The sequence below is a fragment of the Chryseobacterium sp. PMSZPI genome (assembly GCF_002835665.1).
Lineage (GTDB): Bacteria > Bacteroidota > Bacteroidia > Flavobacteriales > Weeksellaceae > Chryseobacterium.
This window is the reverse complement of record NZ_PIZV01000051.1, coordinates 144,270-170,452: the sequence shown is the minus strand read 5'-3', so window position 1 is coordinate 170,452 and position 26,183 is coordinate 144,270. Positions and strand designations below refer to the sequence as shown.

Annotated in this window: 22 protein-coding genes; 1 reads left to right on the top strand and 21 read right to left on the bottom strand. The window is 30.2% G+C overall.

The annotated features are described in order from the left end of the window. Positions 1–90: 90 nt before the first annotated feature. On the bottom strand, positions 91–636 hold the full coding sequence (gene rfbC, locus CW752_RS10340; RefSeq protein WP_101239630.1) for a dTDP-4-dehydrorhamnose 3,5-epimerase: 546 nt from the start codon (positions 634–636) through the stop codon (positions 91–93). Positions 637–663: 27 nt separating this feature from the next. Beyond that, the gene (locus CW752_RS10335; protein WP_101239629.1) at positions 664–1,626 is read right to left on the bottom strand and encodes an MraY family glycosyltransferase; all 963 of its coding nucleotides are present in this window, start codon (positions 1,624–1,626) and stop codon (positions 664–666) included. A 144-nt stretch (positions 1,627–1,770) separates the two neighbouring features. Here CW752_RS10335 and CW752_RS10330 point away from each other — a divergent pair, with 144 nt between their 5' ends. Beyond that, positions 1,771–3,336, top strand: coding sequence for a hypothetical protein (locus tag CW752_RS10330; RefSeq protein ID WP_133121680.1), 1,566 nt, complete (start codon positions 1,771–1,773; stop codon positions 3,334–3,336). Here the strand turns inward: CW752_RS10330 and CW752_RS10325 are convergent. From CW752_RS10325 to CW752_RS10235, 19 genes are all read right to left on the bottom strand, one after another. Beyond that, complete coding sequence (locus CW752_RS10325; RefSeq protein ID WP_101239627.1) at positions 3,320–4,231, bottom strand: NAD-dependent epimerase/dehydratase family protein; 912 nt, start codon at positions 4,229–4,231, stop codon at positions 3,320–3,322. The two genes, CW752_RS10330 and CW752_RS10325, sit on opposite strands and share 17 nt — an antisense overlap. A gap of 12 nt (positions 4,232–4,243) precedes the next feature. Further along, positions 4,244–5,440 (bottom strand): glycosyltransferase family 4 protein, encoded by a 1,197-nt coding sequence (locus CW752_RS10320; RefSeq protein WP_101239626.1) that lies wholly within the window; start codon positions 5,438–5,440, stop codon positions 4,244–4,246. Then, positions 5,440–6,576 (bottom strand): non-hydrolyzing UDP-N-acetylglucosamine 2-epimerase, encoded by a 1,137-nt coding sequence (gene wecB / locus CW752_RS10315; protein WP_101239625.1) that lies wholly within the window; start codon positions 6,574–6,576, stop codon positions 5,440–5,442. Before wecB ends, CW752_RS10320 begins: the two co-directional genes overlap by 1 nt. A gap of 92 nt (positions 6,577–6,668) precedes the next feature. After that, on the bottom strand, positions 6,669–7,787 hold the full coding sequence (locus CW752_RS10310; RefSeq protein WP_101239624.1) for an NAD-dependent epimerase/dehydratase family protein: 1,119 nt from the start codon (positions 7,785–7,787) through the stop codon (positions 6,669–6,671). Then, on the bottom strand, positions 7,784–8,197 hold the full coding sequence (locus CW752_RS10305) for a WxcM-like domain-containing protein (RefSeq protein ID WP_101239623.1): 414 nt from the start codon (positions 8,195–8,197) through the stop codon (positions 7,784–7,786). Before CW752_RS10305 ends, CW752_RS10310 begins: the two co-directional genes overlap by 4 nt. Before the next feature lie 66 nt (positions 8,198–8,263). Further along, entirely contained in the window at positions 8,264–9,298 is a 1,035-nt protein-coding gene (locus CW752_RS10300; protein ID WP_101239622.1) for a polysaccharide biosynthesis protein, read from the bottom strand. Beyond that, positions 9,295–10,308 (bottom strand): glycosyltransferase, encoded by a 1,014-nt coding sequence (locus tag CW752_RS10295; RefSeq protein ID WP_101239621.1) that lies wholly within the window; start codon positions 10,306–10,308, stop codon positions 9,295–9,297. Before CW752_RS10295 ends, CW752_RS10300 begins: the two co-directional genes overlap by 4 nt. Continuing rightward, the gene (locus CW752_RS10290; protein ID WP_101239620.1) at positions 10,305–11,465 is read right to left on the bottom strand and encodes a glycosyltransferase family 4 protein; all 1,161 of its coding nucleotides are present in this window, start codon (positions 11,463–11,465) and stop codon (positions 10,305–10,307) included. The genes CW752_RS10295 and CW752_RS10290 overlap by 4 nt, the downstream gene beginning before the upstream one ends. A 2-nt stretch (positions 11,466–11,467) precedes the next feature. Continuing rightward, complete coding sequence (wzy, locus tag CW752_RS10285; protein WP_101239619.1) at positions 11,468–12,880, bottom strand: O-antigen polysaccharide polymerase Wzy; 1,413 nt, start codon at positions 12,878–12,880, stop codon at positions 11,468–11,470. After that, positions 12,880–13,869: a glycosyltransferase family 2 protein gene (locus tag CW752_RS10280; RefSeq protein ID WP_101239618.1), complete on the bottom strand. Its 990-nt coding sequence runs from the start codon at positions 13,867–13,869 to the stop codon at positions 12,880–12,882. The genes wzy and CW752_RS10280 overlap by 1 nt, the downstream gene beginning before the upstream one ends. Beyond that, positions 13,866–15,119: an oligosaccharide flippase family protein gene (locus tag CW752_RS10275; RefSeq protein WP_185117610.1), complete on the bottom strand. Its 1,254-nt coding sequence runs from the start codon at positions 15,117–15,119 to the stop codon at positions 13,866–13,868. Before CW752_RS10275 ends, CW752_RS10280 begins: the two co-directional genes overlap by 4 nt. Positions 15,120–15,201: 82 nt before the next feature. Then, positions 15,202–17,568, bottom strand: coding sequence for a GumC family protein (locus tag CW752_RS10270; protein ID WP_185117609.1), 2,367 nt, complete (start codon positions 17,566–17,568; stop codon positions 15,202–15,204). A gap of 88 nt (positions 17,569–17,656) precedes the next feature. Next, complete coding sequence (locus tag CW752_RS10265; RefSeq protein WP_101239615.1) at positions 17,657–18,946, bottom strand: nucleotide sugar dehydrogenase; 1,290 nt, start codon at positions 18,944–18,946, stop codon at positions 17,657–17,659. A 58-nt stretch (positions 18,947–19,004) separates the two neighbouring features. Further along, complete coding sequence (locus CW752_RS10260) at positions 19,005–19,823, bottom strand: polysaccharide biosynthesis/export family protein (RefSeq protein WP_101239614.1); 819 nt, start codon at positions 19,821–19,823, stop codon at positions 19,005–19,007. Between the two features lie 39 nt (positions 19,824–19,862). After that, a complete protein-coding gene (locus tag CW752_RS10255; protein WP_101239613.1) occupies positions 19,863–21,791 on the bottom strand; it encodes a polysaccharide biosynthesis protein in 1,929 nt (642 codons plus the stop codon). Between the two features lie 132 nt (positions 21,792–21,923). Next, entirely contained in the window at positions 21,924–23,024 is a 1,101-nt protein-coding gene (locus tag CW752_RS10250; protein WP_101239699.1) for a DegT/DnrJ/EryC1/StrS family aminotransferase, read from the bottom strand. A gap of 67 nt (positions 23,025–23,091) precedes the next feature. After that, entirely contained in the window at positions 23,092–23,550 is a 459-nt protein-coding gene (locus CW752_RS10245; protein WP_101239612.1) for a regulatory protein RecX, read from the bottom strand. Between the two features lie 56 nt (positions 23,551–23,606). Beyond that, complete coding sequence (gene glyA, locus CW752_RS10240; protein WP_101239611.1) at positions 23,607–24,872, bottom strand: serine hydroxymethyltransferase; 1,266 nt, start codon at positions 24,870–24,872, stop codon at positions 23,607–23,609. A 106-nt stretch (positions 24,873–24,978) separates the two neighbouring features. Then, positions 24,979–25,884, bottom strand: coding sequence for an NAD(P)/FAD-dependent oxidoreductase (locus tag CW752_RS10235; RefSeq protein ID WP_101239610.1), 906 nt, complete (start codon positions 25,882–25,884; stop codon positions 24,979–24,981). Positions 25,885–26,183: the final 299 nt, after the last annotated feature.

The following is a 26,183-nucleotide window of genomic DNA, read 5'->3' as shown; positions in this document are numbered from 1 at the left end:
TGATTTTGAGTGTGCAAAGATACGAAATATTGATAGAGTAAAGAGTAAAAAATAAAAACCACTTTAGAAAAGTGGTTTTCAATATTTTATTTAGAAGTTTCTGTCTTTAAAATTTGGAGCATTTTGATCTTTATACGAAAGTATTGCATCTTTTTCTTCAATTTTCCAGTCAATACCAAGATCTGGATCATTAAATTTTACGCTTCCCTCCGATTCTTTATTATAAAAGTTATCACATTTATATGAAAATACGGCAGTAGTACTTAACACCGAAAAGCCATGTCCAAAACCTCTTGGAATATATAGTTGTAATTTATTTTCGTCATTAAGTTCAATTCCGAACCACTGTCCAAAGGTTGGAGAATTTTCTCTCAAATCTACCGCAATATCCCAAACCCCACCTTCAAGACAAGATACTAATTTTGCTTGTGCATGTTCTCCTTTTTGAAAATGCAATCCTCTCAAAACACCATAAGATGATTTAGAGATATTATCCTGCACAAAGTGTCCGTTCATTCCTGTAAGTTCTTCAAACTTTTTTTCGTTGAACTTTTCGAAAAAATAGCCTCTTTCATCTTCAAAAATGGTAGGTTCTATAATATAACAATCTTTTAAAGGTGTTTCTTGTATTTTCATTTTAATTTTAGAAAGTATAGTAATTAGTTATAAATTATATTCTTTTTTCAAGTTTAATTTTAATCCTATATATAAAGTTCCAACAGGAATAAACACAATTAAAATATCTCCCCAAATTGGAAATTGAAAATTTATTAAAAAAACATTTATAACTAATTGCAAAATAGCATATACACTACTTATAATCAAATGTGATATTTTTTTTTCATTTGCAAACAACTGATATAAATGTCTTCTATGTGCTTCAAAAATATTTTCTTTTAATAAAATTCTTTCAATAATAGTGAGCACTACTTCCATTCCATAGATTGACAAAAGAAGAATGTATTTATATTCTCCCGTTCTCATGATAAGCAAAGTAATTAACCCTATTACCCAAAATCCAATTCCCATGCTTCCAACATCTCCTGCAAAACATTTTGCTTTTTTTCTAAAATTAAAAAATAAAAACACCAAACAGGCTAATATAGGATAGTAAATAAAATTATTGTCTGTAAACTGAATCACTTCCCTGTTAATGTAAGCTAATGAACTTAATGTTACAAGGCTGTAAGTGCCCGTCATCCCATTAATTCCGTCCATAAAATTATAAGCATTTAAGGTGCCTATTATTAGAATAAACAAAATAGGCCAAATCCAAAAAGGCATCAAAGCAAAAGCTCCTGTAAAATATAGAAGAAGAATTACAGATATTAAATGGACTGAAAGTCTTACTTTATTAGACAGAGTCTTGATATCATCAATAAAACTAACGGTACAGATAGCCAATAGACCTAACCCAAATGACCAATAATTTTGTAAAGCTTCGTTGATATTAAACAAACAAAATATAATAAAAGCTATAGGAAAAATAATTCCCCCACCTCTTAATGTAATTTGAGTATGCGCACTTCTATGATTAGGCTTATCAATAATATTAAAATGATCTGCTATTCGAAAATAAATCAAGATAGAAATAAACAGTATCAAAGTTACAAGGCAATATTGCATTAAATAAATATTTATAATTTAAGCAGCAAAAATAACGATTTTGAATTTATGACAAAGCATTCAAAATATAAAAGCAGGTTACTTTATTATTATTTTTTTTATCACAGAAATTTGAATTTCTTATATTTGTTATTATTAGAACTTATGAAAAATAAAATAATTGTTATACTAATCTTCATTCTTATCAAGGATAATTTGTGGGCAAATAAACAATATGAAAATACAATAAAACAAACATATAGCCTTCTAGATTATGGAGCTGTTGGAGACGGAACAAAAGATGATTCGCAAGCTTTTATCAGGGCATTAGAATCTATAGATAAAACACTCACTAAAAAGCTTATTATTCCTGACGGATATTTCTTTAATCTTTCAAATAAAAACTTTGACTTAACAAAATACTCAAAAGGAATTATTTTAGAATTTCAAGGTGGAATCATAATGAATGCTACACTAAAAGGAAATCAAACTAAAATAAAGGCCGAAAGAATAAAGCTATTTGACAATATTAATTTATCAGGATCATTCTCTTCCTTATCAGATTATGCATATCCTGAGTGGATGGGTATATTTCCAAATGATAATACTATAGATCTGGCTGACGGGATAAAAAAACTTTCGCCTGTTTTTTTTGATATATCTCTGGGAACAGGGGATTATTATACAAGAAAAGGAGAAATTCCAGTCAATGGGTTAAAAGGAGTTTCAATGGCTGGAACCAGAGTAATTATGGAAACGGATAAATCCAATACCTATCTCTTTTCATTAGGTAAAATCGGAGGAACCGTAAAGGAACGGACTTATAATTATAACTATATAAGAGATGTAAATCTTTTCATTACAACAAAAACAAATACAACCAAGTTGAAAGGAAACAGAGGAATTATCGTTGGAGCAGTACATAAACCTTTACTTGAAAATGTAAGAATACAACAGTCCTTTGGTTATCAAATGTTTGTGAAGTCTGATTTATATGATTTTTTAAAAAATGAAAATAAAGTACAAGATGCTAATGTAGGTATTGATTTTCACGGTGATTCTGAAGTATCTAAATTATCCAATATATTCACAATAGCAGATATAGGAATTATGTTTTCTCAATACACTGATTTTGTAAATATAACTGATTTTATGAATTGGTGTGGCCCATTTGGATTAGCAAATGTATATTTTAAAAAAGAAGCAGTACAATCTCAGAATCTTTTATTTACTGGTTCTCAAAGCTGGAATCAGGGGTTGTATGGACTTTATTCTGAGGATAGTAATCTTTGGAATAGTTTTAGAAATAATAAATTTGAAAATTTAAGAATTGAACAACTCACTGCTGATATTACTCAAAATGGAAAAGTAGTCAGTACATCGATCCGCATAGGAAAATCTAATTTGATTGCTAATCTAATGTTTGAAAACATTATCCTTTCTGGTGCATCCAATGGTATTTATATTGGAGAGACAACTAGCGGAAATCTATATTTTGACAATGTTGTTCTGTATCCTGACACAGCCATTAAAAGAGAATTTGCTATAAAATCAAAGTTTTTAAAACCTAGTACTAGTCCTTATGAAACACCTTTTAAGATTCATTTAAAAAATGTAGATCTGTATAATGATACTGAAAGTTATTTCGAAAATAGTGATTTGAAACAAAGCAGAAGCAGTTTGCCTTCAAAAGACAATAGATTTACAGAAGCTGTTATTTCTTATCAATAAAAGACCTGATAGTTTTCCTTAAACCATCCTCAGCAGTATAAGGAAGAGTATGTATATCAAGTTCTTTCTTAATTTTAAGATTTGACACTAATAAATCCGAAGTCATTTTTTTCAATTTAGTACTATTGATTAGAATAGGTAAAAAATCTCCAATTCTTGCAATACCAATCATTAAAAAGCGAGGAACAGATAGGCTAAAAGTTCTTTTTCCATATTCTTTTTGAATTATTGAAATGACAGATTTTGTAGAAAGAGCCTGATCATCTGAAATGTGATAAATCCCTGTATTAAGATTATGATAATTTTCAATGGTTTTTTCTATAAAAAAGCAAAAATTATCAATACAAATAAAAGACCTTTTATTATCAAAGGATGCCAAAGGATAAGGTAATCCTTTTGATATTAATTTTACCAATAATGACAGATTACCTTTATCTCCTGAGCCATGAATCATAGGTGGTCTTATAATAATTATTTTTTTATCTGGGCTTATTTTTTGTGCCAACAGCCATTCCTCTGCAGCTCTTTTAGATTTTCCATAGGAAGAAATAGGATTTGGAATATCAGCTTCAGTTAAAAAATCAGAAGATTCAAGTTCCTCCAATGCTGCTAATGAACTTACATGAATCAACAAGTTTGCTTTAGACGAGACAAATTTTTCGAAAATCGTTTTTGCAAGATCTACATTAGCATAATGATAATCAGCTTCGGTAGCAATTCCTTTATGATCATGAGCCTTTCCTACCAAATTAATCATTATTGCACAATCTTTAATATATTGTAAATTATCTCTATCATCTCTTAATGAATACGAGATTATCTCATATTTATTGATCAAATTTTGCTTTAAATGTGTACCTACAAACCCAGTACTTCCAAAAATAGCTATTTTCATCTATTATACTAGTTAAATTTCTTCTATATATCGATTGAGGATGTAGCTTTCTGAATAGACTGTTTCTGCAAGTTGTCTTGCCCTTAATCCCATTTCTCTTAATATTTCTTTATCATTAATCTCAAGTGAATTAAAAAATTCAAGAATATCATCTTTTTTTCTCAAACTATAACCAATCTTATGATCTTTTATCAAAAGGTCAACTTCACTATTTTTATCTCCTATATACAAAATTGGCTTCCCAGCTGCAAGAATATTATATGTTTTAGAAGGTACCCCTAAACCAAACATTCCTTGAGAAAGAGTAACAATAGCAATATCATTTGAATTAAGTACAGTATTCTGATCTTCTCTTTTGTAAGCGCCTCCAAATACTACATTCGATAAACTATGCAGGTTAGCGAAATCAACTAATTCTTTTTTCAAAGCTCCTTCACCTATAAAGTGAAATTCCAAATACTCATTTTTTGATTCTTTAATAATTTCCAAAAGTTCCATTAACCCTTGTACTCTTCCCAAATTTCCTGCAAATTGAAAAATAATTTTATTTTTAATTGAAAAGTCTGTATTAGTTCTATCTTGTGAGATTGGGTAAATACTTCCAACTTCTCCCCAGTTTTCAATAATTTCAATTTGAGGTTTATGATTGTATTTGGAAGTTTTATTTTCAAGCACATTCTGCATATCTCTACCTAAAGCAATGAGCTTATCAGCTGTAGAATAGGCTTTATCAAAAATCATTTTCAAAATCTTATAAACAAGAGATTTTTGAGATTTAATTATCCCAGCCGGGATTGTATTTTCAGGAAAAACATCGTGAACCAAAATAATTAATTCAATTTTTTTGAATTTCTTGAGAATTGAAGCTAATAGTATTAAAGGAGCTGGGTTGGTTACGATAAAAATTTTTTCTCCCTTTCTAACATTTTTCCACAGATAAAGAAAAATAGAAAGACTCAAAAAGACAAACCTCATAGATCTGCTTATTAAGCTATTCTTATCTCCCTTAAATCCTTTTATTCGATGTACAAAGACATTTGGACTAAGAGTAAAGCTTTCGCTATTCTTTCGTTGATCATACACAGGATCACCACAAACCACTTTTACATTATATTTTTCTGACAATTTATTTGCTATTTTTGTCAGAATAAAAGAAGTAGAGGTTTCTTCAGGATAAAAAAGCTCTGTTGCAATCCAAACCTTATTCATTACTTTTTGCTCCAAACCACTCTATTAATATAATCTGTATAGCTAACAATAATTCTTACCATTTTCTCAGATACATTTGGCATAGAATAATCCGAAACTTGTCTATAATTTCTTTCTTTGCCTATCATCTGTTGTTGAAGTTGTGTTAATCCCTGTAAAATTCTTTCTGGAGAAAGTCCCACCATCATTACAGATGCTTCTTCCATCGCTTCAGGCCTTTCGTGCGCCTCTCTGATATTAAGAGCTCTAAAATTTAGAATTGAAGATTCCTCGGATATAGTTCCTGAATCAGAAAGAACAGCATATGATCTCATTTGAAGAGCATTATAATCATGAAAGCCCAAAGGTTTGAGAAATTGAATTTCAGGACGCATTTCAATTTGCATCTTATCAATCATGTTTTTTGTACGTGGATGTGTCGATACAATAATCGGGTATTTATATTGATCTGCAATAGCATTTAAAGACTCCATAAGTCCTCTGAAATTCTTTTCAGAATTAATATTCTCTTCACGATGTGATGAAATCACAAAATACTTTCCTTCTTCTAAGTTCAGTCGTGATAAAACATCAGAATTTTCAATTTGTGGTAAATAATGGCTTAGTACTTCAAACATAGGAGACCCCGTCTTAATAATCCTATCTGCAGGAAGACCTTCTCTTAAAAGGTATTCACGAGCTATATCTGAATATGTTAAATTAATGTCTGCTGTATGATCTACAATTTTACGGTTTGTTTCTTCCGGAACACGTTGATCAAAACATCTGTTTCCTGCTTCCATATGAAAAATAGGAATTTGACGTTTTTTTGCAGGAATAGCACATAAACAAGAATTTGTATCACCTAAAACTAAAAAAGCATCTGGCTTTAGCTCTTCCAAAAGTGGATCTATTTTAATAAGAATGTTTCCCACCGTTTCTGTAGCCGTCTTTCCCGCAGCTTCAAGAAAATAATCTGGTTTACGAAGTCCTAAATCTTCAAAAAATATTTGATTGAGCTCATAATCATAATTTTGTCCGGTATGAACAATAATATGATCTACAGCTTCTGAAATATCTAATGCTGATAGTACTCTTGATAATCTTATAATTTCCGGTCTTGTTCCAACGACCGTCATCACTTTCAGTTTTTTCATTTCTTATGGTATTTAGCTAAGTTTTGATCTTAAGCTTATAGGTTATATTTCTTTATTGTTTATATTATAGATATGGAGATTCTAACGAGTTACTATACTTCAAAAAAATAAGTGTCAGAATCTTCTGGATTAAAAGGTTCATCAATCCAAAAAATGGTATATAAATCTTCATCTCCTATATTTTTAATATTATGAGTATACCAGATCGGGATATCTACATAAGCAGGCTCAGTTCCATCTAAATAAAAATCTAGAATTTCATCAGTATCAATTTTTCTCAATTGAATTAGTGCTTTTCCTTTAATTACAGCGAAGCGTTCTATTTTCCGAGTATGATAATGATTACCTCTCGTAATATCAGAAACAGTAGTAGAAAATGAGCATTGTCCTCCAATTCCTAATCTGATCACTTCAACGAAAGCTCCCCTTGGATCAGTATGTTGCGTAAACTTAACAGGATAATGTTCTTTGTAATTAATATAAGAACGGTAAGTATTGAATAAATTATGTTCAAATTGATCTTTTAAAACTGGAATTTCTCCACCGTTTAAGTATTTTGTTTTAAAATTGTTTAACAATGCTAAAACTTCTGAAACTTTTTTCGAAACCGTAGCTTCTACCCATAATTCCGGCTGGCCTAGTTCTGAACGAATTTCTGCAATAATATTCAGTACTAATTCCTGAACATAGATTAGCTTCACTTCACCATCAATATCAATACTTGGTATCTCTCCATTTGTTAACTGATAACAAAATGTTGCAATAAATGAGTTATAAAAGGGCTTTCCAAATGCTCCAAACACATTAGGAATAATCAAACCCGTAACTTTACCGCCATTTTCATTTGCCCAATTTACAATGGCTTCACGACTTTCACGTTTGGATTTTCCATAAAGATTATCTCGTTCTTCCTGTGTAGATGATGAAATTAAAATATGTGCTTTTGAATTGGTTCTTTTTAAAGCATTAATCAATTTTTGAGTCAGGTTGATATTAGTATTATAAATAACTTCTTGACTGTCATGACGATTCATTGCTGCTAAATGAACTATCACATCACATTTTGATACAAAATCATCTATTTTAGACTCATCTTCAAAATATTCTTTTTGAAAATCAATACGTTCAAATTCGTCAGGAAACAATCCTAAAGTATTATATAAATGTCCGCCTACAAAACCATTTTGTCCGGTAATTCCTATTTTTTTCATAATTCAATATTAAAGTGGTTTAAAGGGAAACGATAATCATCATCAATTTCATTTAATCCATAATCAGCAAGCACTAATAATTTACTTTCTTCTTCTATTGCCTTAATAGCAGTTATACATCCTGGCACTATATGAAGAAAGTCTAAGGTATTAGCATGAAGATCATAATACTCTGCCGTTAAGTCTGCTGATGGATTTTGAAAACTATCCACTCTAATCACAGCAATTCTAAATCTTCCAACAACACATGCAAACCAACGTTGTTCTATAGCATGCCCAGTCCATCCCCTTATAAAATCGGTTTGAAAATTTTCTATTGTATAAATTCTTTTAACTTTAGAAGCATCAAAATCATTATTATATCTAACAACCCCTCTTTTATCTTTAAACTGACCTCCTTTAAAAAGCATAAATTTTATTCTTTATTTCGTTCATCAACTTACAATATTATCTTCCTAAAAATAAAGGAGTAAACTCTAATAAGGATATTGCATTACATCTTCTCCGAAAACTTCTTTTCTAATCAGAGGTAAACTTGAAATAAGGTTTTTAAGGCCTTCTACTCCTTGTTGTTCTGTATTATGTGAATGATAATCTTCTACTTTGGAGATATCTTCTTCTCCTTCTGAGAAATATTTAGCATAGTTAAGATCACGATTATCTGCCGGAATACGATAAAATTCTCCCATATCTTCGGCTTTTATCATTTCTTCACGGGTACAAAGCGTTTCATAAAGTTTCTCCCCATGACGTGTTCCAATAATTTTAACGGGTACCTCTTTACCGGTCAATTCAATTAAAGCTTTTGCTAAATCTCCAATACTTCCTGCAGGTGCTTTATTTACAAATAAGTCACCAGAATTACCGTTTTCGAAGGCAAATAATACAAGATCTACCGCATCCTCTAAAGACATAAAAAACCGTGACATATTAGGATCTGTAATCGTTATAGAGTCTCCTTTTTGTATTTGATTTAAAAACAAAGGAATAACCGAGCCTCTGGATGCCATTACATTCCCATAACGCGTAAGACAAACAACAGTATCTGTAAGATTTCTGGCTTCTGCTACAGCTACCTTTTCCATCATAGCTTTGGAAATTCCCATTGCATTGATAGGATATGCGGCTTTATCAGTAGAAAGACAGATTACTTTTTTCACATGATTAATTGCAGCAGCACGAATAACATTTTGAGTTCCTTCTACGTTAGTTTTTACAGCCTGCATTGGAAAAAATTCGCAAGAAGGTACTTGTTTTAATGCAGCAGCATGGAAAACATAATCAACACCACGCATAGCCGGTTCCACGGAATTATAATCGCGAACATCACCAATATAATATTTAATTTTATCATTTTTATAAAGGTTTCGCATATCGTCCTGCTTTTTTTCGTCACGTGAAAAAATTCGAATCTCTTTAAAATGATCGGTCTGTAAAAAACGATTAAGTACAGCTGTTCCAAAAGAACCTGTACCTCCGGTGATTAATAATACTTTGTTATTTATTTTCATTTAATCAATTTTAATAATTTTTCAATTTCATCATGTATCTTCTGTTCTGAAAAAGGTATCTTTTCATATTGTATACCAGATATCATTGCCTGAAGTATTTCCTGTTCCCCAAAAGGATTTTTAATAGCAATGCTGGGAACACAAACCTGATGTGCAAAAGGTAAATCTGAAACAATTACTTTACAATTATTCTCAATCGCTTCCACCAATCCCAACCCAAAACTTTCTGCTAAAGAAGGGAATATAAGATATTGATGAGACTGATATTCTTTATAAAGTGCTTCTCTTGTTACAAATCCCACATTATTTATTGGATATCCTTTTTTTATTTTATCATTAATAAGTTCTATTATTTCCGGAAAAGTATTATTTACTGTAAGCGTTAAAATCCCAATATTATATTGATCAAAAAAATTACAAAAAGCGTTGATGAGATTTTTATGATTCTTATGCGGATTTGCATTACTTACATAAAGAAAAGAATTCTCATTTCTTGAGTATTTACCTTCCCCAGTAATTGGAGGATAAAATGGTAAAACTTCTATATCACTTACAGTGATTTTAAATTTTCTACTTAACGAATCTTTTGTAAGGTTATTTTGTGTAATCCAAACATCCGTATTTTTTTTAAATAGCCTAAGAATATTTATTTTAAATCTGAACTTTATCTTCTCAACAAATGAAAATTCTTTAGGTATATTTAAATAAATAAGTTGATGAAAGTAAGTATAGACTTTGCAATTCAATCTTTTATTGGGTGGAACATTGCCAAAACATAGTACTTTAGAAAAGTTAATTTTATTATTATAAAATTTACATCTTTCTGAAAAACCCTTAATAAATATAAGTTCAATATTTGGATTATTTTTTTCTTTATATTCATCTCTCAATCTCTCATCTATTAAAAAAAGATATTGATGAAGATTATTCTCGGTTATTTTATCATAAAGATAATCCAAAAGAATTTTTCCTCCTCCGTTATTTATAAAAACTGCATCTATAAGAATCATTTTGTTTTATTTTTTAAATACAACTCATTAAACAAATTAATCCATTTTTGCATTATTACCTCTTTTGAAAAATCTTCCGATTTTTTCTTAGCAATAATACTCTTTTGCACTCTTAACTCATTATCATTTATTAAACGAAGTATTCCCTCAGCGAGTTTTTCAATGTTTCCATTTTCTACTAGTATTCCACAATCATCATTAATAATAATCTCATCTGGACCAGTTTCACAATTAAAAGATACTATTGGAATTCCACAAGTGAGACTTTCCAACATTACCATAGGGAATCCTTCATATCTGGAAGATAAAACAAAGATAGAGCTTTCTAGTAATTCTTTTTTTATATCATTAGTCCTTCCTTTAAGAAATACAGTGTTATTTAATTTATTTTCATCTATATCTTTTGAAAGCTGTGCGTATAAATCCCCTTGTCCATAAATATTTAATTTCCAATCAAAAATTTTATCCTGAATTAGGCTCCATGCTTTAATTAACATATCAAAGCCTTTTTGAGGATCTAAACGTCCTGCTGCAATAATAGAATGATTGTTTAATAATGATCTTTCATTTGAATAAATAGGAGAAAAATTATAAATCTGGGTTACATTATTTATATCTTTTTTCCATTCTTTTAAATCTTTTCTAGTAAGTACTACTAATTGGTCAAGATCTTTTACCTGTTGTATCAACCTTATATTTCTATAATTCCCAATAAGTCTCCAAAAAATATTATTTTTTCTAGAAATTAGAAATTGTTTTCGAAAATTTTTCGAAAAATGAAGCTCACAAACTTTAACACATTTACTCTTTATTTTTTTAAAAAATTCCATTTCTTTGCCTCCAGTAGAGACGCAAATGTCAACGTTTTGTTCATCTAAAAACTGTTGTAATAAGCTAGTGTATAAATTGAGCTTTTGATGAGTTATCAAATATTTTTTTACAATTGAATAATTAAAAACTTCGTTGAAGTTGATATTAAGCTCAACAACTTTTATATTTTTTTCTAACAAAAAGTAAGGTTTTTTGCTTTCCCCCTCTGTAGTTATAATAGTAATATCATAATCTCCTGCTTTTGCTAAGTAATTTACTTTATCCGTAAGAATTCTTTCAGTACCACCACTATTATCTAAAGATGGAATACAATATACTATTTTCATAATTAATTTAAAAGTTTGTCTTGATTTCTATTTCTGTCTTTTTTATATAATGATTTAGTAAGATTTAAAACCAAAAATACAATTAACAGACTCCATATTAAAGTTCTAGGTTGGTACATATAAAAAGCTCTTGGAAAAAAAATAGCATGTGAAACCAATAAATAATAAATTACAAATGAATAAATATTTTTACTGGAAGATTTTTGTGCGCTTTTGATTGCTAATCCTATTAAAAACATAATAATACAAACTCCATAATAACCAAACCCAATATATGTTTCTCCTACAAGGTTAGTACCTAATCCCCATTCGGAGTCTCTTCCAAGTTCAATAAATGTAGGTAATGCACCACCTGAAATTAACTCTATAGGAATGCCTATATTAGAAGAAACATAGGAAAACAATCCAGGAATAGGAGCGGTAATTTCTGATATAGTACTCAAAAAATAAACATTTCCGTAATGATCAGCAAAATCTACCAAAACATATAAATTTCTATTATTTATAATTAAATCTAAAAAAATATCAAAGGTTGAATCAAATTTGGTTTTCCCGATATTTTTAGTCCATACATCCGCAGAAAATGCCTCTTCCCTCATGAGCTGAACCAGAGTCATTATAAATGAGCCTATTAATAAAAAGAAAATAAGTTTTGGAAAAGTAATTTTTTTTATAAATCTTCCATACATAGCAATAAGAATTAAGCCAATTCCTAATACTGTAGTTCTTGAACCTGTAGCTAATAATAAAAGAGAACAAATAATTAAAAATATAAAAATGGTAATTTTTGTTTTAATATCTTTAATTAAAAACACAAAAATAGCAAGTAAATTACAACATATCGCGAAAATATTATTAAAATACGAAAACGTACCCACTTCTGATAATGAAACATTTTTCCCTGAATAAACATTCTGTAATTGGGTAAGTCCTCCTGTGATAACATAGCCTAAAAACGCCACTATTCCGATTAGAAAAATTAATCGTAAAAATAAATTATTAATTTTGAACTTTGGATTATCTTCAACTTTTGGAATAATTTTTAATTTAGTTTTATTTTTATGGTAAACAGTTATTCCCAAAATATAAAATGTATACCCTAGATATGCTATTGCTGTAGCTTTTGAAATAATATGAGTATTAAAAGGAAGTGCAAATACAGAAACGTTCGGATTCTGATTCATATAAAATACAGGATAAATAAAATTTGTCATCCCATATGAAAACATAAAAAAGAAATCAAAATTAGCAGCATTATAATTAATTGTTTTATTTCCTAAAAAATATATAATATTGATGATAATATATAATATTAATATTTGTAAACAGAAATCGAAATCATAACGATTCGGAGCCAGATATATCATTAACCCAGCAATAACACAAAAAATTAAATTTATTATAATTTTCATCATTAATTTCTCCTTTTAATAGATTGCAATGCTGAAAACATTTTTCTATAAATACATAAATTGATTTTAAGAAGGATAAGGTTATGCTCACTTAAGTTTAAAATAAACTTTTCAAGAAGGTTAAATTTACTTGAAAAATTCTTATTGTAAGGTAATGAAAAATAAGAAAGAACTGTTTCAGTATTTTTTGAACCGGCTTCTTTGAGGTATTGTACTTTTTTCTTACTAATACCAACTTCTAAAGCTTCCAAGTACTTATTATCAAAAGAATTAGAAAAAAAGGTTTTAAGAAAATCCAAGACATAAGACACATTTTGTAGAGCCTTTATTTTAAATTGTTTAGTATACGATTCAGGGTTATATTGTACATAATAATAAAAAGCGTCATCTACTTTTGTAATAATATCTGCATAATAGATCAGACGTGGGGTAACAATAAGATCCTCTCCAACATCCATTCCTTCAATAGGAAAGATATCATAATCAACATATATTTTTTTTCGGGCCAGTTTATTCACTACTCCAGGCATTATTCTTCCTTCCAATATATCAACCAAATACTGCTCTTTGGAGATAAACCTTTGAGGAGCTTTTTTTCTTTTATGAAGCCATTCAATCCAAATATCACTAATAACAATATCTGAATTGTTAGCTCGAGCATTCTTTATCAGACATTCCACCATATTTACATCTATGAAATCATCACTATCCACATGTTGAATATATTCTCCGGAAGCATTAGAAATCCCTGTAATTCTTGCTGCAGCAAGTCCTTTATTTTTTTCATGTTGAACTAGCTTTACAGCACTTTTTCTCTCGGGAAACCTATCTAATACTTGATACAAAATATCAATAGAATTATCTGATGTACAGTCATTTACAAAAACAAACTCAATACTATTATGAGTTTGAGAAAATAAAGATACTAAACATTTTTCTATATAATTGGCAACATTATAAATAGGCACAATTACAGATACATCAAACATCATAATAGGTTATTTTTAAAAGTTTTATAATAGCAAAATATAATTTCTGCCAGCCCCGAAAGAGCAAGAGCACATATAAGAATAAAAATACTGTTCGAAAATATATATCCAATCAATGAAAATACAACAACACTAATTAGTGCAACTAATTGATTCTGTACAACGAAATAATTTTTATTATTGGGTATAAAAACAAAACTAATATAAGCACCTACAACAAGCCAGCTTACTACTGTAAAGCTAAGAATTATAGACAAAGGATAAGCAGAGATCATTGCTTCACCTCCTAATAATTGAATAACCCATTTACCAAAAATTGCAATAAATATCATTACTAAAATTCCTAAAATAAATTCGTACTTAATAATTTTTTTTATAACATGTTTTTTTGCTTCAATAACAATTTTAGGAAACATTGCAGCATTAACACTCATAAGTAATGTTCGGGGTATAATAACAATCTTATTGGCAAGATCGTAGATTGCAACATCTTTCATTCCAAAAAAAGCACCAATGGCAATTGTTACCCCTTGCTCCTTAAAGACACCTACAGACGTACTCAAAAAAAATGGTGTTCCTTGTTTAAACCATGACTTAGTTTTATTAAAACTAATCAATTTTATTTTAAATCCATCCTGATATCGTATCATTAAAAACGAAATCATTGCACCAGCAAGCATAGTAAAAGTAGTAACTGTTGCAAACAAACTTAAATCAGTTACTTTTTTGACAAAAATAAAAATAAACGGCAAAGAAATCAGCTTAAACACAACTTGAATAATCGTCACTGTTTTCATTTTTTGAAGACCTTGATAGTACCACTGTGGAAACAAAATATTTGCAAAAGTTTGCAAATAAATAATAAAATAAATTAATTTATTATTTCGAAGAAATGGAATTGAAAAGATCAAAATACAAAATATTATACTTGACAAAATTTGCAAATATATTTTTGCTGTAAAAATATAGGATAGTATATCATTAAGAGCTTTCACATTATCTTTATTCTCCGCAACCGCTTTTGTAGCAGGAAAATCAAAACCAAAATTAATAAGAAAAATAAAATAGGTAACAATACTTACTGTATAAATATAAATTCCGTAATTTTCCACTCCTAAAACTCTAATTACATAAGGATATATTATGATATAAAAAAGAGAATTTAAAATTTGTAAAATAGTCATAAAAATATAATTTTCAATAACTGCTTTATTTGATTTAAATTTATCAACAATCTTATCCTTAAAATTCATTATTTCTTTTGTTGAAAACATTTAAATTATTCCTAAAATTATTTTTAAATAACATTTGAATTCTCATTAATCTATTTATTAATTAAAAAAATCTATTTTTAATTTTTTGAAATATACTTAATTCTGTTTCTCCATACCCATAACCATATTTGTTTCCGTATCCAAAATAATTTTTATTTACATCATTCAGAACAAATCCAACATTTTTAATCTTATCACTTTCGATATTTTTATTTGCAAATTCAATTAAGGTTTTTTCAGTATATCCTGATCTTGTCACATATAATGTAGCATCTGCCATTTCTGCAAATAAGAATGTATCTGTAACAAGCATCAATGGTGCTGTATCTAGTAAAATATAATCATACTTTTTCTTCAGCTCTTCAATTAAAATTTCATACCTTCCATTGGTAAGTAATTCAGTCGGGTTTGGTGGTATACTTCCTGAATAAATAACATCTAAATAAGGATTGAAAGTAGAAACATGGACTACATCTTTTAATTGTGTTTTATCATCATAAAGATATTCTGTAAGTCCAAGTAAACCTTTTCTTGCCGGATTATAACGCTGTAACTGTGGGTTTCGGATATCAGAACCAATAATGATAACCTTTTTATTAGGTGTAGCTAAAGTAAGTGCAAGATTTACTGAAACAAAAGTCTTTCCTTCTCCTTTTACTGTAGAAGTTATGAATACAACCTTAGCTCTATTCTTTTTTGATAACATAAAGTTCATGTTTGTAATCAAAATTCTGAAAGCCTCAGCCATTGGAGAAAGATCATTTATCTGTATAAGCTCAGAAGCTCCTTTCTCAAGACTAGGAATCTCACCAATAACAGATTTTCCATTTGAAAGATCTTCTAAATCATGTTTTGTTTTAACCTTATTATTTAATAATTCTTTACAATAAATAAATACAAGAGGAAGTATAAAACCAATAATAAGAGCTATTCCCAAAAACATCATTTTCTTTGGTGCCACTGGTTTTGGTGAAGAATATGCATAATCAATAATTCGTGCCTTATCTGCAGTTACAGCAAGCGAAATTGCAGTTTCTTCCCTTTTTTGAAGTAAAAGTAAATATAAACTTTCTTTAATTTGTTGTTGTCTTTCTATATCTCTGAAAAGCTTCTCTTGAGTAGGAATTTTTGATATTCTCGATGAAACTTTATTTTGCTCTGCTAAGTATTGATCTTTAGCAAACTGTAACCCTATTCTATTCTTATTAAGACTTTCCATGACAGAAGAACGAAGAGAATTTATTTGTTTATTTAAATCTATAATCACAGGGTTTTGTGGCGTAGCATTCTCTAGTAAACGATTTCTCTCTAATACAAGCTGATTGTAAGCAGAAATACTACCTGTTGCTTCAGTACTTTGTAAACCAACATTTGAAGGCAAAACCTGCCCATTACCTTGACGAGATAAATAACTAATTAATGAATTAGTAAGACTTAATTGTGCATCTACTTCTATTTGTTTTGCTCTCGCCTCGGCAGAAGTTTCCAAATTAATTTTTGCTTCAGTTCCAAGATCTGTGATTTGATTTGAAGATTTGAATTTTTCCTTTCTACTTTCTACTTCTCCTAAATCATTGGCTATAATATTAATCCTCTCATCAATAAAGTCTCGAGTAACTGCTGATTCAGAATTTTTATCCTTTATTGCATCCTGATTATAAACTTGAACAATTTTATTAATAATATCTTTAGCTTTATCCACGTTTGGATATTTCAAAGAAAGTGCAATGACTGTAGCTTCTTTGTTAACAAGATCCGATACAAAAATATCTTGCAAATCATTTACTTTACTATCTTTTGTAGAATAACTAAAATATAATTTTCCTAATTCTCCTGCTTTTAATTTATTGAAATTAGGATTTCTAACAATAATGATATTTGCATAAGGCAAACTAACTGTTTTACCAAAAGTTGTGCTAATTTCTTTAGGAAACTCTTTGGACGATAAAGTTACCTTTTCCCCCTCTATCTTTATAGAGATTGGCTTTTTAGGCTCTTCCACCAAAACCTTCTCTTCCAATACTTTAACACCAAAAGGCGCAGTATCTTTATATAATTCTTTGGTTGTAAACCCTACTTCTGTATAAATAGTAGTTTGAAGATCGAGAGCTTTAACTACATCATGCATTAGTTTCTTAGACCTAAAGATTTCTAGCTCATTTTTAATACTGTTTGTACTCATTCCTCCAAATCCAGAAAGATCCTTCAAAACATTAAAATCTCCTCCCATACCAGGTGAACTTTTAGCATCTTTAATCAAAACAGATGATTGGATACTATATACTGGAGTTAAGGTTTTTAGATAAAAATAAGTAAGGATAATACCAATAAATGGGATAATAATAAACCATATCCAATTTCTTAGATAAGGGATAATAATTTCATGAATATTTATCTTGTCAGATTCTTCCTGTGTTGAGTGATTCATTCTCTGATATATAATTTGTATGGTTTCGCAAACTTTCTATTATACTTCTTTTTAAGAAGTTAATATAATATTAATTGTTTTGTTAAATTTAGAGCCTAGCATCTACTTTACTACGATCTATACACGATTTGGCATCAAAAATTACTGTATTATCTTTTTTAAGCTTATCAAAATCCAAAGTCAAAAAATCTTTATGAGAAACTGCAATGATTATTGAATCATATTGATTACTTTCAAGATTTTCTAAAAGATTAACACCAAATTCCTCATATACTTCAGCTTTATTTGCCCATGGATCATATATTTCAACTTCTATTCCATAGTCTTTTAGCTCTTTATAGATATCCAAAACTTTTGTATTTCTAATGTCTGGACAGTTCTCTTTAAAAGTGACACCTAAAATAAGTGCTTTTGAACTTTTAATAATGCTTCCTTTTGCAATCAATAGTTTTACTACCTTTGAAGCAATAAATCTGGCAATTGAATCATTTACCCTACGTCCTGACAATATAACATCCGGATGATACCCAAGTTGTTCCGCTTTATGAGCTAAGTAGTAAGGATCAACAGAAATACAATGCCCTCCTACCAAACCCGGCTTATATTTTAAAAAATTATATTTGGTACCTGCAGCTTCCAATACATCTGTTGTATCAATACCAATTCTATCAAATATTAAGGCCAATTCATTGATGAATGAAATGTTTACATCTCTTTGAGCATTTTCAATAGCCTTAGATGCTTCTGCAACTTTAATACTAGGAGCCTTATGAGTTCCTGCTATAATAATTTTTTTATATAAATTATCTACTTCATTTGCAATTTTTTCAGTAGACCCTGATGTAACCTTCTTTACGCTTGTCAAAGTATGTATTTTATCGCCTGGATTAATTCTTTCGGGAGAATAACCTACAAAAAAATCTTTATTAAATCTTAATTGAGAATACTTCTCCAGCACAGGAACACATTCTTCTTCTGTACACCCTGGAAAAACTGTAGATTCATAAATTATTATGTCTCCCTTTTTAATGATCTCACCCAACATCTTAGAAGCTGATAGTAAAGGATCCAAATCAGGAGCATTATATTTATCTATTGGAGTGGGAACTGTTACTATAAAAATGTTACAATTTGCAATCTCATTTAATTCATTTGTCCCTTTATAACCTTTATTTCCATTCGATTCTTTATAACATTGTAAGCCTTCATTTAATTTCTCAATATTAGCTTCTAATGTTATATCATGGCCATTATTAAGCTGACTAATTCTTTCTGCATTAATATCAAAACCTAGAACTGGATAATGACTAGCAAACTCCAGCGACAAAGGTAGTCCAACATACCCTTGTCCAATAACAGCTATTTTATATGATTTCATTACTTTGTGATTTTTCTAAAAATATTATTTCATGCAAATAATAGAGTCAATATAGTTTCTACTTTTTAAATAAACTTACAACGACAGCAATAGCTGTAACTCCAATAGAAATAGCTGTCAGATAAAGCCCCGTATTAGGATTTTGTTTGGATGCTAATTCTTTTGTTTTATTTGATGGAACTATAATCGCATCCCCTTGTTTTAAATGATAGTAAGGAGAATTAATTAGATTTGCATCCTGTAGATTAATTTTACCATGTGTAACCGTACCATTTTCAGTTCTAATAACTAGTACATCTGTTCTTTTACCAAACATTGTTAAATCTCCTGCAAGCCCTAATGCATTAAGAATTGTTGCTTGTCCATTAGCAATTGTATAATCTCCTTGTCTATTAACTTCTCCGAGTACTGTTACTTTAAAATTCGCAATTCGAACATTTACTGTCGGATTAATAACATAACGACTTATTCTATCCTTTAATTCATTTTTCAGTTCAATAAGAGATTTATCTTTTGTATCAATTGCACCAACAACTGGAAAATCTATATTTCCATTATTATCTACAATATAAGTTGGTCCAGAAATAGTTGTCATTCCCTGATTAGGAGTATTACCACCTGCCAAATTATTAGTCTGAATAAGTTCAGAAGAAGAATAATTTTGATTAAATGGCTTTACGACATCCATATCCTTTGCTGTAATCAAAATGACCAATTGATCCCCAGATTGAATTGTATTACCAGAATTCTTAGCTGAAGACTCAATGGCAATTTGCTCTATATTTTGCATATAGTTTAAATCATTTTGAGCATTCTGATTAGTTTTACAAGAAACCAGCAAGAAAGCTAGTGATATGGCCAATATTTTACCTTTCATTATATTTTAAAATTGTACAAATATACATTTATTATTTTTTTATTTGTCCAGTGCTTCGTAAATAGAATTGTTACTCCTGAATTCCGGAACAATGATTTTTAATATTTTTACGACTTCTACCTTTTCTTTTACTACAGCAGCTTCCGTAATTTGATTAATAAGGTTTTCTATTTCAGAGAATGACATGGTCGGATCTTTGGAAACCATAATCTTTTCATTATGTGTAGGAAGTGTTTTGGCATTGTCACTTAACAACTCTTCATATAGTTTTTCCCCCGGTCTCAAACCAGTATAAATAATCTTAATATCAATATTAGGTTCAAAACCTGATAGTTTTATCATTCTTCTTGCTAAATCTAAGATCTTTACCGGCTCTCCCATATCAAATACAAAGATCTCTCCTCCCGTACCCATTGTTCCTGCCTGTAAAACCAGTTCACAAGCTTCCGGAATTGTCATAAAGTATCTTACAATATCCGGATGAGTAATGGTAACAGGCCCTCCTGCTTCAATTTGTTTTTTAAAATGTGGAATTACAGAACCGTTTGACCCTAATACATTCCCGAATCTTGTTGTAATAAATTTCGTTGTATTTCCTTCAACATGCTGTAATGATTGGACAAATAATTCTGCAGCTCGTTTAGAAGCACCCATTACATTAGTAGGATTTACGGCTTTATCTGTAGAAATCATTACAAATCGATTCACTTTATATCGACTGGATAGAACAGCTATATTCTTTGATCCTAATACATTAACACGAACAGCCTCATTAGGATTTTCTTCAACTAATGGAACATGTTTGTATGCCGCAGCATGATACACCATTGAAAAATTATACATTTGGAATAATGGTTCTATTCTATGTACATTGGATACATCAGCCAACACAAACTTAAACCTGATATGTGGAAATTTTTCCTTCATTTCAAGTTCAACATCATATAGTGGAGTTTCTGCTTGATCTAAAACAACAATTAAAGAAGGTGTAAATTGTGCTACTTGTCTTACAATCTCGCTTCCAATAGACCCAGCTCCTCCAGTTACTAGTACAGCCTTACCATAATGGCGACTCTTAACTTCCTCGTTCTCAATTTTAATAGGTTTTCTATTAAGCAAATCTTCAATTTGAAGATTTCTAATAGATCCACCTAAATCACTATCTCTTAGCTTTTGTACGGATGGTGCTTTAAAGATATTAAGATCTTTTTCCAGAAATAAATTAACCCAGGAATTCATCTCATCTTTTGCCATCATTTCTTTTACAATGATAACTCCATCTACAAGCAGATCGTCTTTTGTACTATCCTCAATTTTTTCTTTTGCATAAATTGGCTTCCCAAGAAGTGAAGCTCTTTTTGAATCGGTTCTTTGTGTTAAAAAGCCAACAACCTGATAAGGAAGATTAGGGTTATCTAAAATAGCTCTTGCGATTGCAATAGATTGTTCATCAATGCCAAGTACAAGAATCCTTTTTTTCAGGGCACTTCTTCTATATTCTCTTACAATATGAAAAAACTCTTTTACATAAAGCCTAAAGAGAAATAATCCCATAAAAGAGATAACAAAATATAAAACCAGATAGGGAGTTAAAATAAATTTTCCACCTGTAATCCAGAAGTATACAATATTGATTGTTCCCACAACAAACATTGTACAGAAGCAAGAAACAAGAAGTTTAAATAGATCTATGAAAGTAGAATGTCTGATAATCCCTGCATACGTCTTAAAAAGATACATAAAGATCGTATTGATCAATATAATAAAAGCAAAAACTACACTTTTATCATCATGATAAATAAACTCCCTTTGGGTAATTTTTTCAATAATATAAGTGGAAAGAAATAGAGAAACAACCAGAATAATAATATCTATTACAAGTATTATCCATCTGGGAAGATATCTTACATCTGAGAGATTGACAACATTATCTCCTCCAAATACTTTTTTTCTAAGAGAATTGTACATTGTCTGTATTAGTATTCATATGTTATAGTATAATTCGGCACAAATTCATTAATAACTTCAAATTAATATTAAAGTATATTGCATGCAAAATTAAAATAAAATCTCTTCTATACTTTAAAATTAAAAATAAATTTACTTTTTAATTTTTATCAAAACATTCACGATTCTATCTTTGCATTCATCAGTCAAATTAGTACCTGACGGTAAACATAACCCACTACCAAAAAGTGTACCACAGACATCCGCACCAAAGAATTTATAATCTTTATAAAGAGGCTGCAAATGCATAGGTTTCCATAAATATCTGGTTTCTATATTATTTTTAGAAAATTTTTCTTTTAACTTTTCTTTTGTAATGTTAAAATTATTTCCTTCAATGGTGATGGTGTTCAGCCAATAATTAGAAAAAAAATCATCATTAGGCTCTTCAAATAGTTCAATTTCCTCGTAGTTTTGAAAAACACGCTGATAAAATTCATGATTTTCTCTTCTCTTCATTATTCTATTTTCTAAAACTTCCAGTTGACCTCTTCCTATTCCTGCTGAGATATTACTCATTCTGTAATTATACCCAACCTCTGAATGATGATAGTAATCTCTATTTTCTTTTGCCTGCGTGGCAAGATAAAGTGCTCGATTCTTATCAGATTGATTTCGAGATATTAAAATCCCTCCTCCTGAGGTTGTTATAATTTTATTCCCATTGAAACTAATCACAGACAAATCTCCAAAAGTACCACAAAGCTTATTTTTATATTTACTTCCCAAAGCTTCGGCACTATCCTCAATAATGGGAATTTCATACTTTTTTGATATTTCAAGAATTTCATCAACCATGAAGGGCATTCCATACAGAGAAATAACAATGATTGCCTTAGGTTTTTTTCCCTTTTGCAAACAATATTTAATAGCATCCTCTAATGCATTCGGACACATATTCCATGTGGAAGTTTCACTATCAACAAAAATCGGGATTGCTTTCTGGTATAAAACAGGATTGACAGAAGCCACAAAAGTAAACGATTGGCAAATCACAAAATCATCTTCTTGTACATTCAACATCCTCAAAGCTAAATGTATTGCAGCAGTCCCCGAAGATAAGGCTGTAACAAAAGAATTATTTCCAAGATATTTTTCGAGTTGATTTTCAAACTCGTTAATATTTAAACCATACTGAGAAATCCAGTTTGTGTCAAAAGCATCTTGTATGTACTTTAATTCACTTCCTCCCATATGAGGGGGTGACAGCCAAATTTTTTCTTCTTCCAATCTTTATGTGTTTATATTTCGGTTATTATTTTCAGTCAAAAATATCATTTATTTTTTCATATTCAAAACCCCTGCTCATCAAATATTTTATCGTCTTTGATTTTTTTTGATATTCCTGTAGTCCTTTCTGTTTTGAAGAATAATCTTCATAAATTCTGAAGATTGTTTTCCTATAATCTTCTTCATCTATTTCATCAAAGCATGAGTTCATTAGTCTTTCTGAAATCTGTTTCTGCTTCAGATTCATTTTTATCTTATTCTTACCCCAATGCTTGATATAAAATTTCCCTCTGATATAACTTCGGGTAAATCTTTCTTCATTTAAGAAATTCTCTTTTAAAAGATATAACAGAATCTCTTCCTTTGCTTCATCAATCAACAGAAACTCCTTCATTTTTTGTTCTACCTCTGCATGGCAACGATCCTGGTAAACACAATAGTTTACCAATTTCTGCTTAATTTCGTCAAAGGTATGTGACTTTTTTTCCATGTGTATAAAAAAAGAATGAGCCATAGCCCATTCTTTATATGATATAGTAAGCGCTATTAGTAATTGAATAACGCCTTACCTTCCATTAATTCATTAACTTTCTTTCTTACAGATGCAAGAACTTCTTCATTTTTGATATTATCTACCACTTCAGAGATTAACCCGGCAATTGTATCCATATCATTTTCTTTAAGTCCTCTTGTTGTGATAGCAGCTGTTCCCAATCTGATACCAGATGTTGTAAATGGTGATTTATCGTCGAAAGGAACCATATTTTTATTACAAGTAATATCTGCAAGGACTAATGCTTTTTCAGTTTCTTTACCGTTTACACCTTTATTTCTAAGGTCTACAAGCATCAAGTGATTATCCGTACCTCCACTTACAATATCAAATCCTCTGTCGATCATTGCTTTCGATAATGCTTGTGCATTAGCTTTAACTTGTTTAGCATACGTTTCGAACTGACCATCCAAAGCTTCTCCGAAAGCTACTGCTTTACCCGCAATTACATGTTCTAGCGGACCTCCTTGGATACCTGGAAATACAGCTCCATCCAGTACTTGGCTCATCATTTTGATTTCTCCTTTTGGAGTTTTATGACCGTAAGTATTTTCAAAATCTTTGCCCATCATAATCATTCCTCCTCTTGGACCTCTCAGTGTTTTATGAGTTGTCGTAGTTACTACATGACAGTGTTCAAATGGAGAATTTAATAATCCTTTTGCCACTAACCCGGCAGGATGGGCAATATCTGCCCACAGTGTTGCTCCTATTTCGTCAGCAATTTCTCTGAATTTAGCATAATCAAGATCTCTTGAATATGCTGAGAAACCAGCGATTAACATTTTTGGTCTTTCTCTTAAAGCTACTTCTCTCATTTGGTTGTAATCAATAAGACCTGTTTCTTTTTCTACTCCGTAAGAAACCACTTCGTATTGAATTCCTGAAAAGTTCACTGCAGAACCGTGAGTAAGGTGACCTCCCATAGAAAGATCCATCCCCATAATTTTATCTCCAGGTTTCAAAACAGCAAGATAAATGGCAGCATTCGCCTGAGATCCGGAATGCGGTTGTACATTCACATAGTCTACACCAAAAAGCTCTTTAGCTCTGTTGATCGCTAGTGTTTCAACCTCATCTACTACTTCACATCCCCCGTAATATCTCTTACCAGGGTATCCTTCAGCATATTTGTTTGTCAGTACACTTCCCATTGCTTTCATCACATTTTCAGAAACAAAGTTTTCTGATGCGATAAGTTCTAATCCATGGGCTTGTCTTTGTCTTTCCTTTTCAATCAGGTCGAAAATAATATCCATTTTACTTTTAGTTTTTGAAATTTTCACCCCAAATGTACGGAATTTCCCGTAAGGTTTTAGTATCAGAAAAAATGATTTTTAATCGATCTTCTTAGAGACAACTCATTCAAAAATCTTCTTCTGAAAGTTCCTTATTCACCATAGCTCCTGCAAGACTCCCTTGTGCTATGGCACTGGCAACAGACCTCATCATAGTCACATTATCACCACAAGCAAAAACTCCGGGAACGGTCGTTTTCTGCATCCCATCTACTTTAATAAATCCTTGCTCCGTCAGTTCACAACCTAAATTTTCTGAAACATTCATATTTTGTTCAAAAGGAATTTTAGCATATAATACCTTTAAAGGTTCCTTTTTATCATTTTTAAAAACCACGTTCTGAATGTAACCGTTTTCATGTTCTATTCTTTGAATTTCATCTTCATTGATCCTAATATTATTCTGTTGTAATTTTTCAATTTGCTCGTTGGTAAGTATTGATTTTCCATTTGTAAATATGGTCAGCTTTTTTGTCATATTAAAAATCAGTTTTGAGAATTCATAAGCGAGCTCTCCATCGGCAAAAATTCCTGTTACTTCATTTTTCACTTCATACCCATGGCAATACGGACAATGTAAAACAGAAATTCCCCAACACTCTGCAAACCCAGGAATATCCGGCATTACATCTTTTATTCCTGAAGCCAGAATAAGTTTCTTAGCATAAAAATTTTCGTTAGAAGACAGTTTAACATTAAAGCCGTCAGAATTCCGTTCTATCGTTCTCACCGTACCGTCATAAAATTGAACGGTATTGTACTTTGCCACTTGTTCTTTTGCAATACCTGAAATTTCTTTCGGAGTTTTTCCATCATGAGTAATAAAATTATGAGAATGAGGCGTTTGCCCATTACAGGGCTTTCCATTATCTATAATTAAAACATGCCTCAATGATCTCCCTAAAGCCATTGCTGCCGATAATCCCGCATAACTCCCTCCTATTATAATAACATCAAAGTTTTTCTTTTCCATTTTAAGCTGATTTTAGTCTAAATATATTGGCAAAGGTAAGACAAATTCCAATAACGCAACAATATTGCATTAATATTTTTAGATAAAAAAAACTGACCCAAAAATATTATCTATTCAAGAATCAGTTTTTTAAGAAATTGCCTGTACAAAAGAATTGTTTTACATTATATATTAACACACTTATAGAAGTAAAATCAAAATATCTTTCCAACAGGCTATAGAGAGTATAAAATAAGGTTAAAGTACATAAGTTATCCAGAATTTACTTGCCCCTAGACAACTTAATTATCCGAATGTCT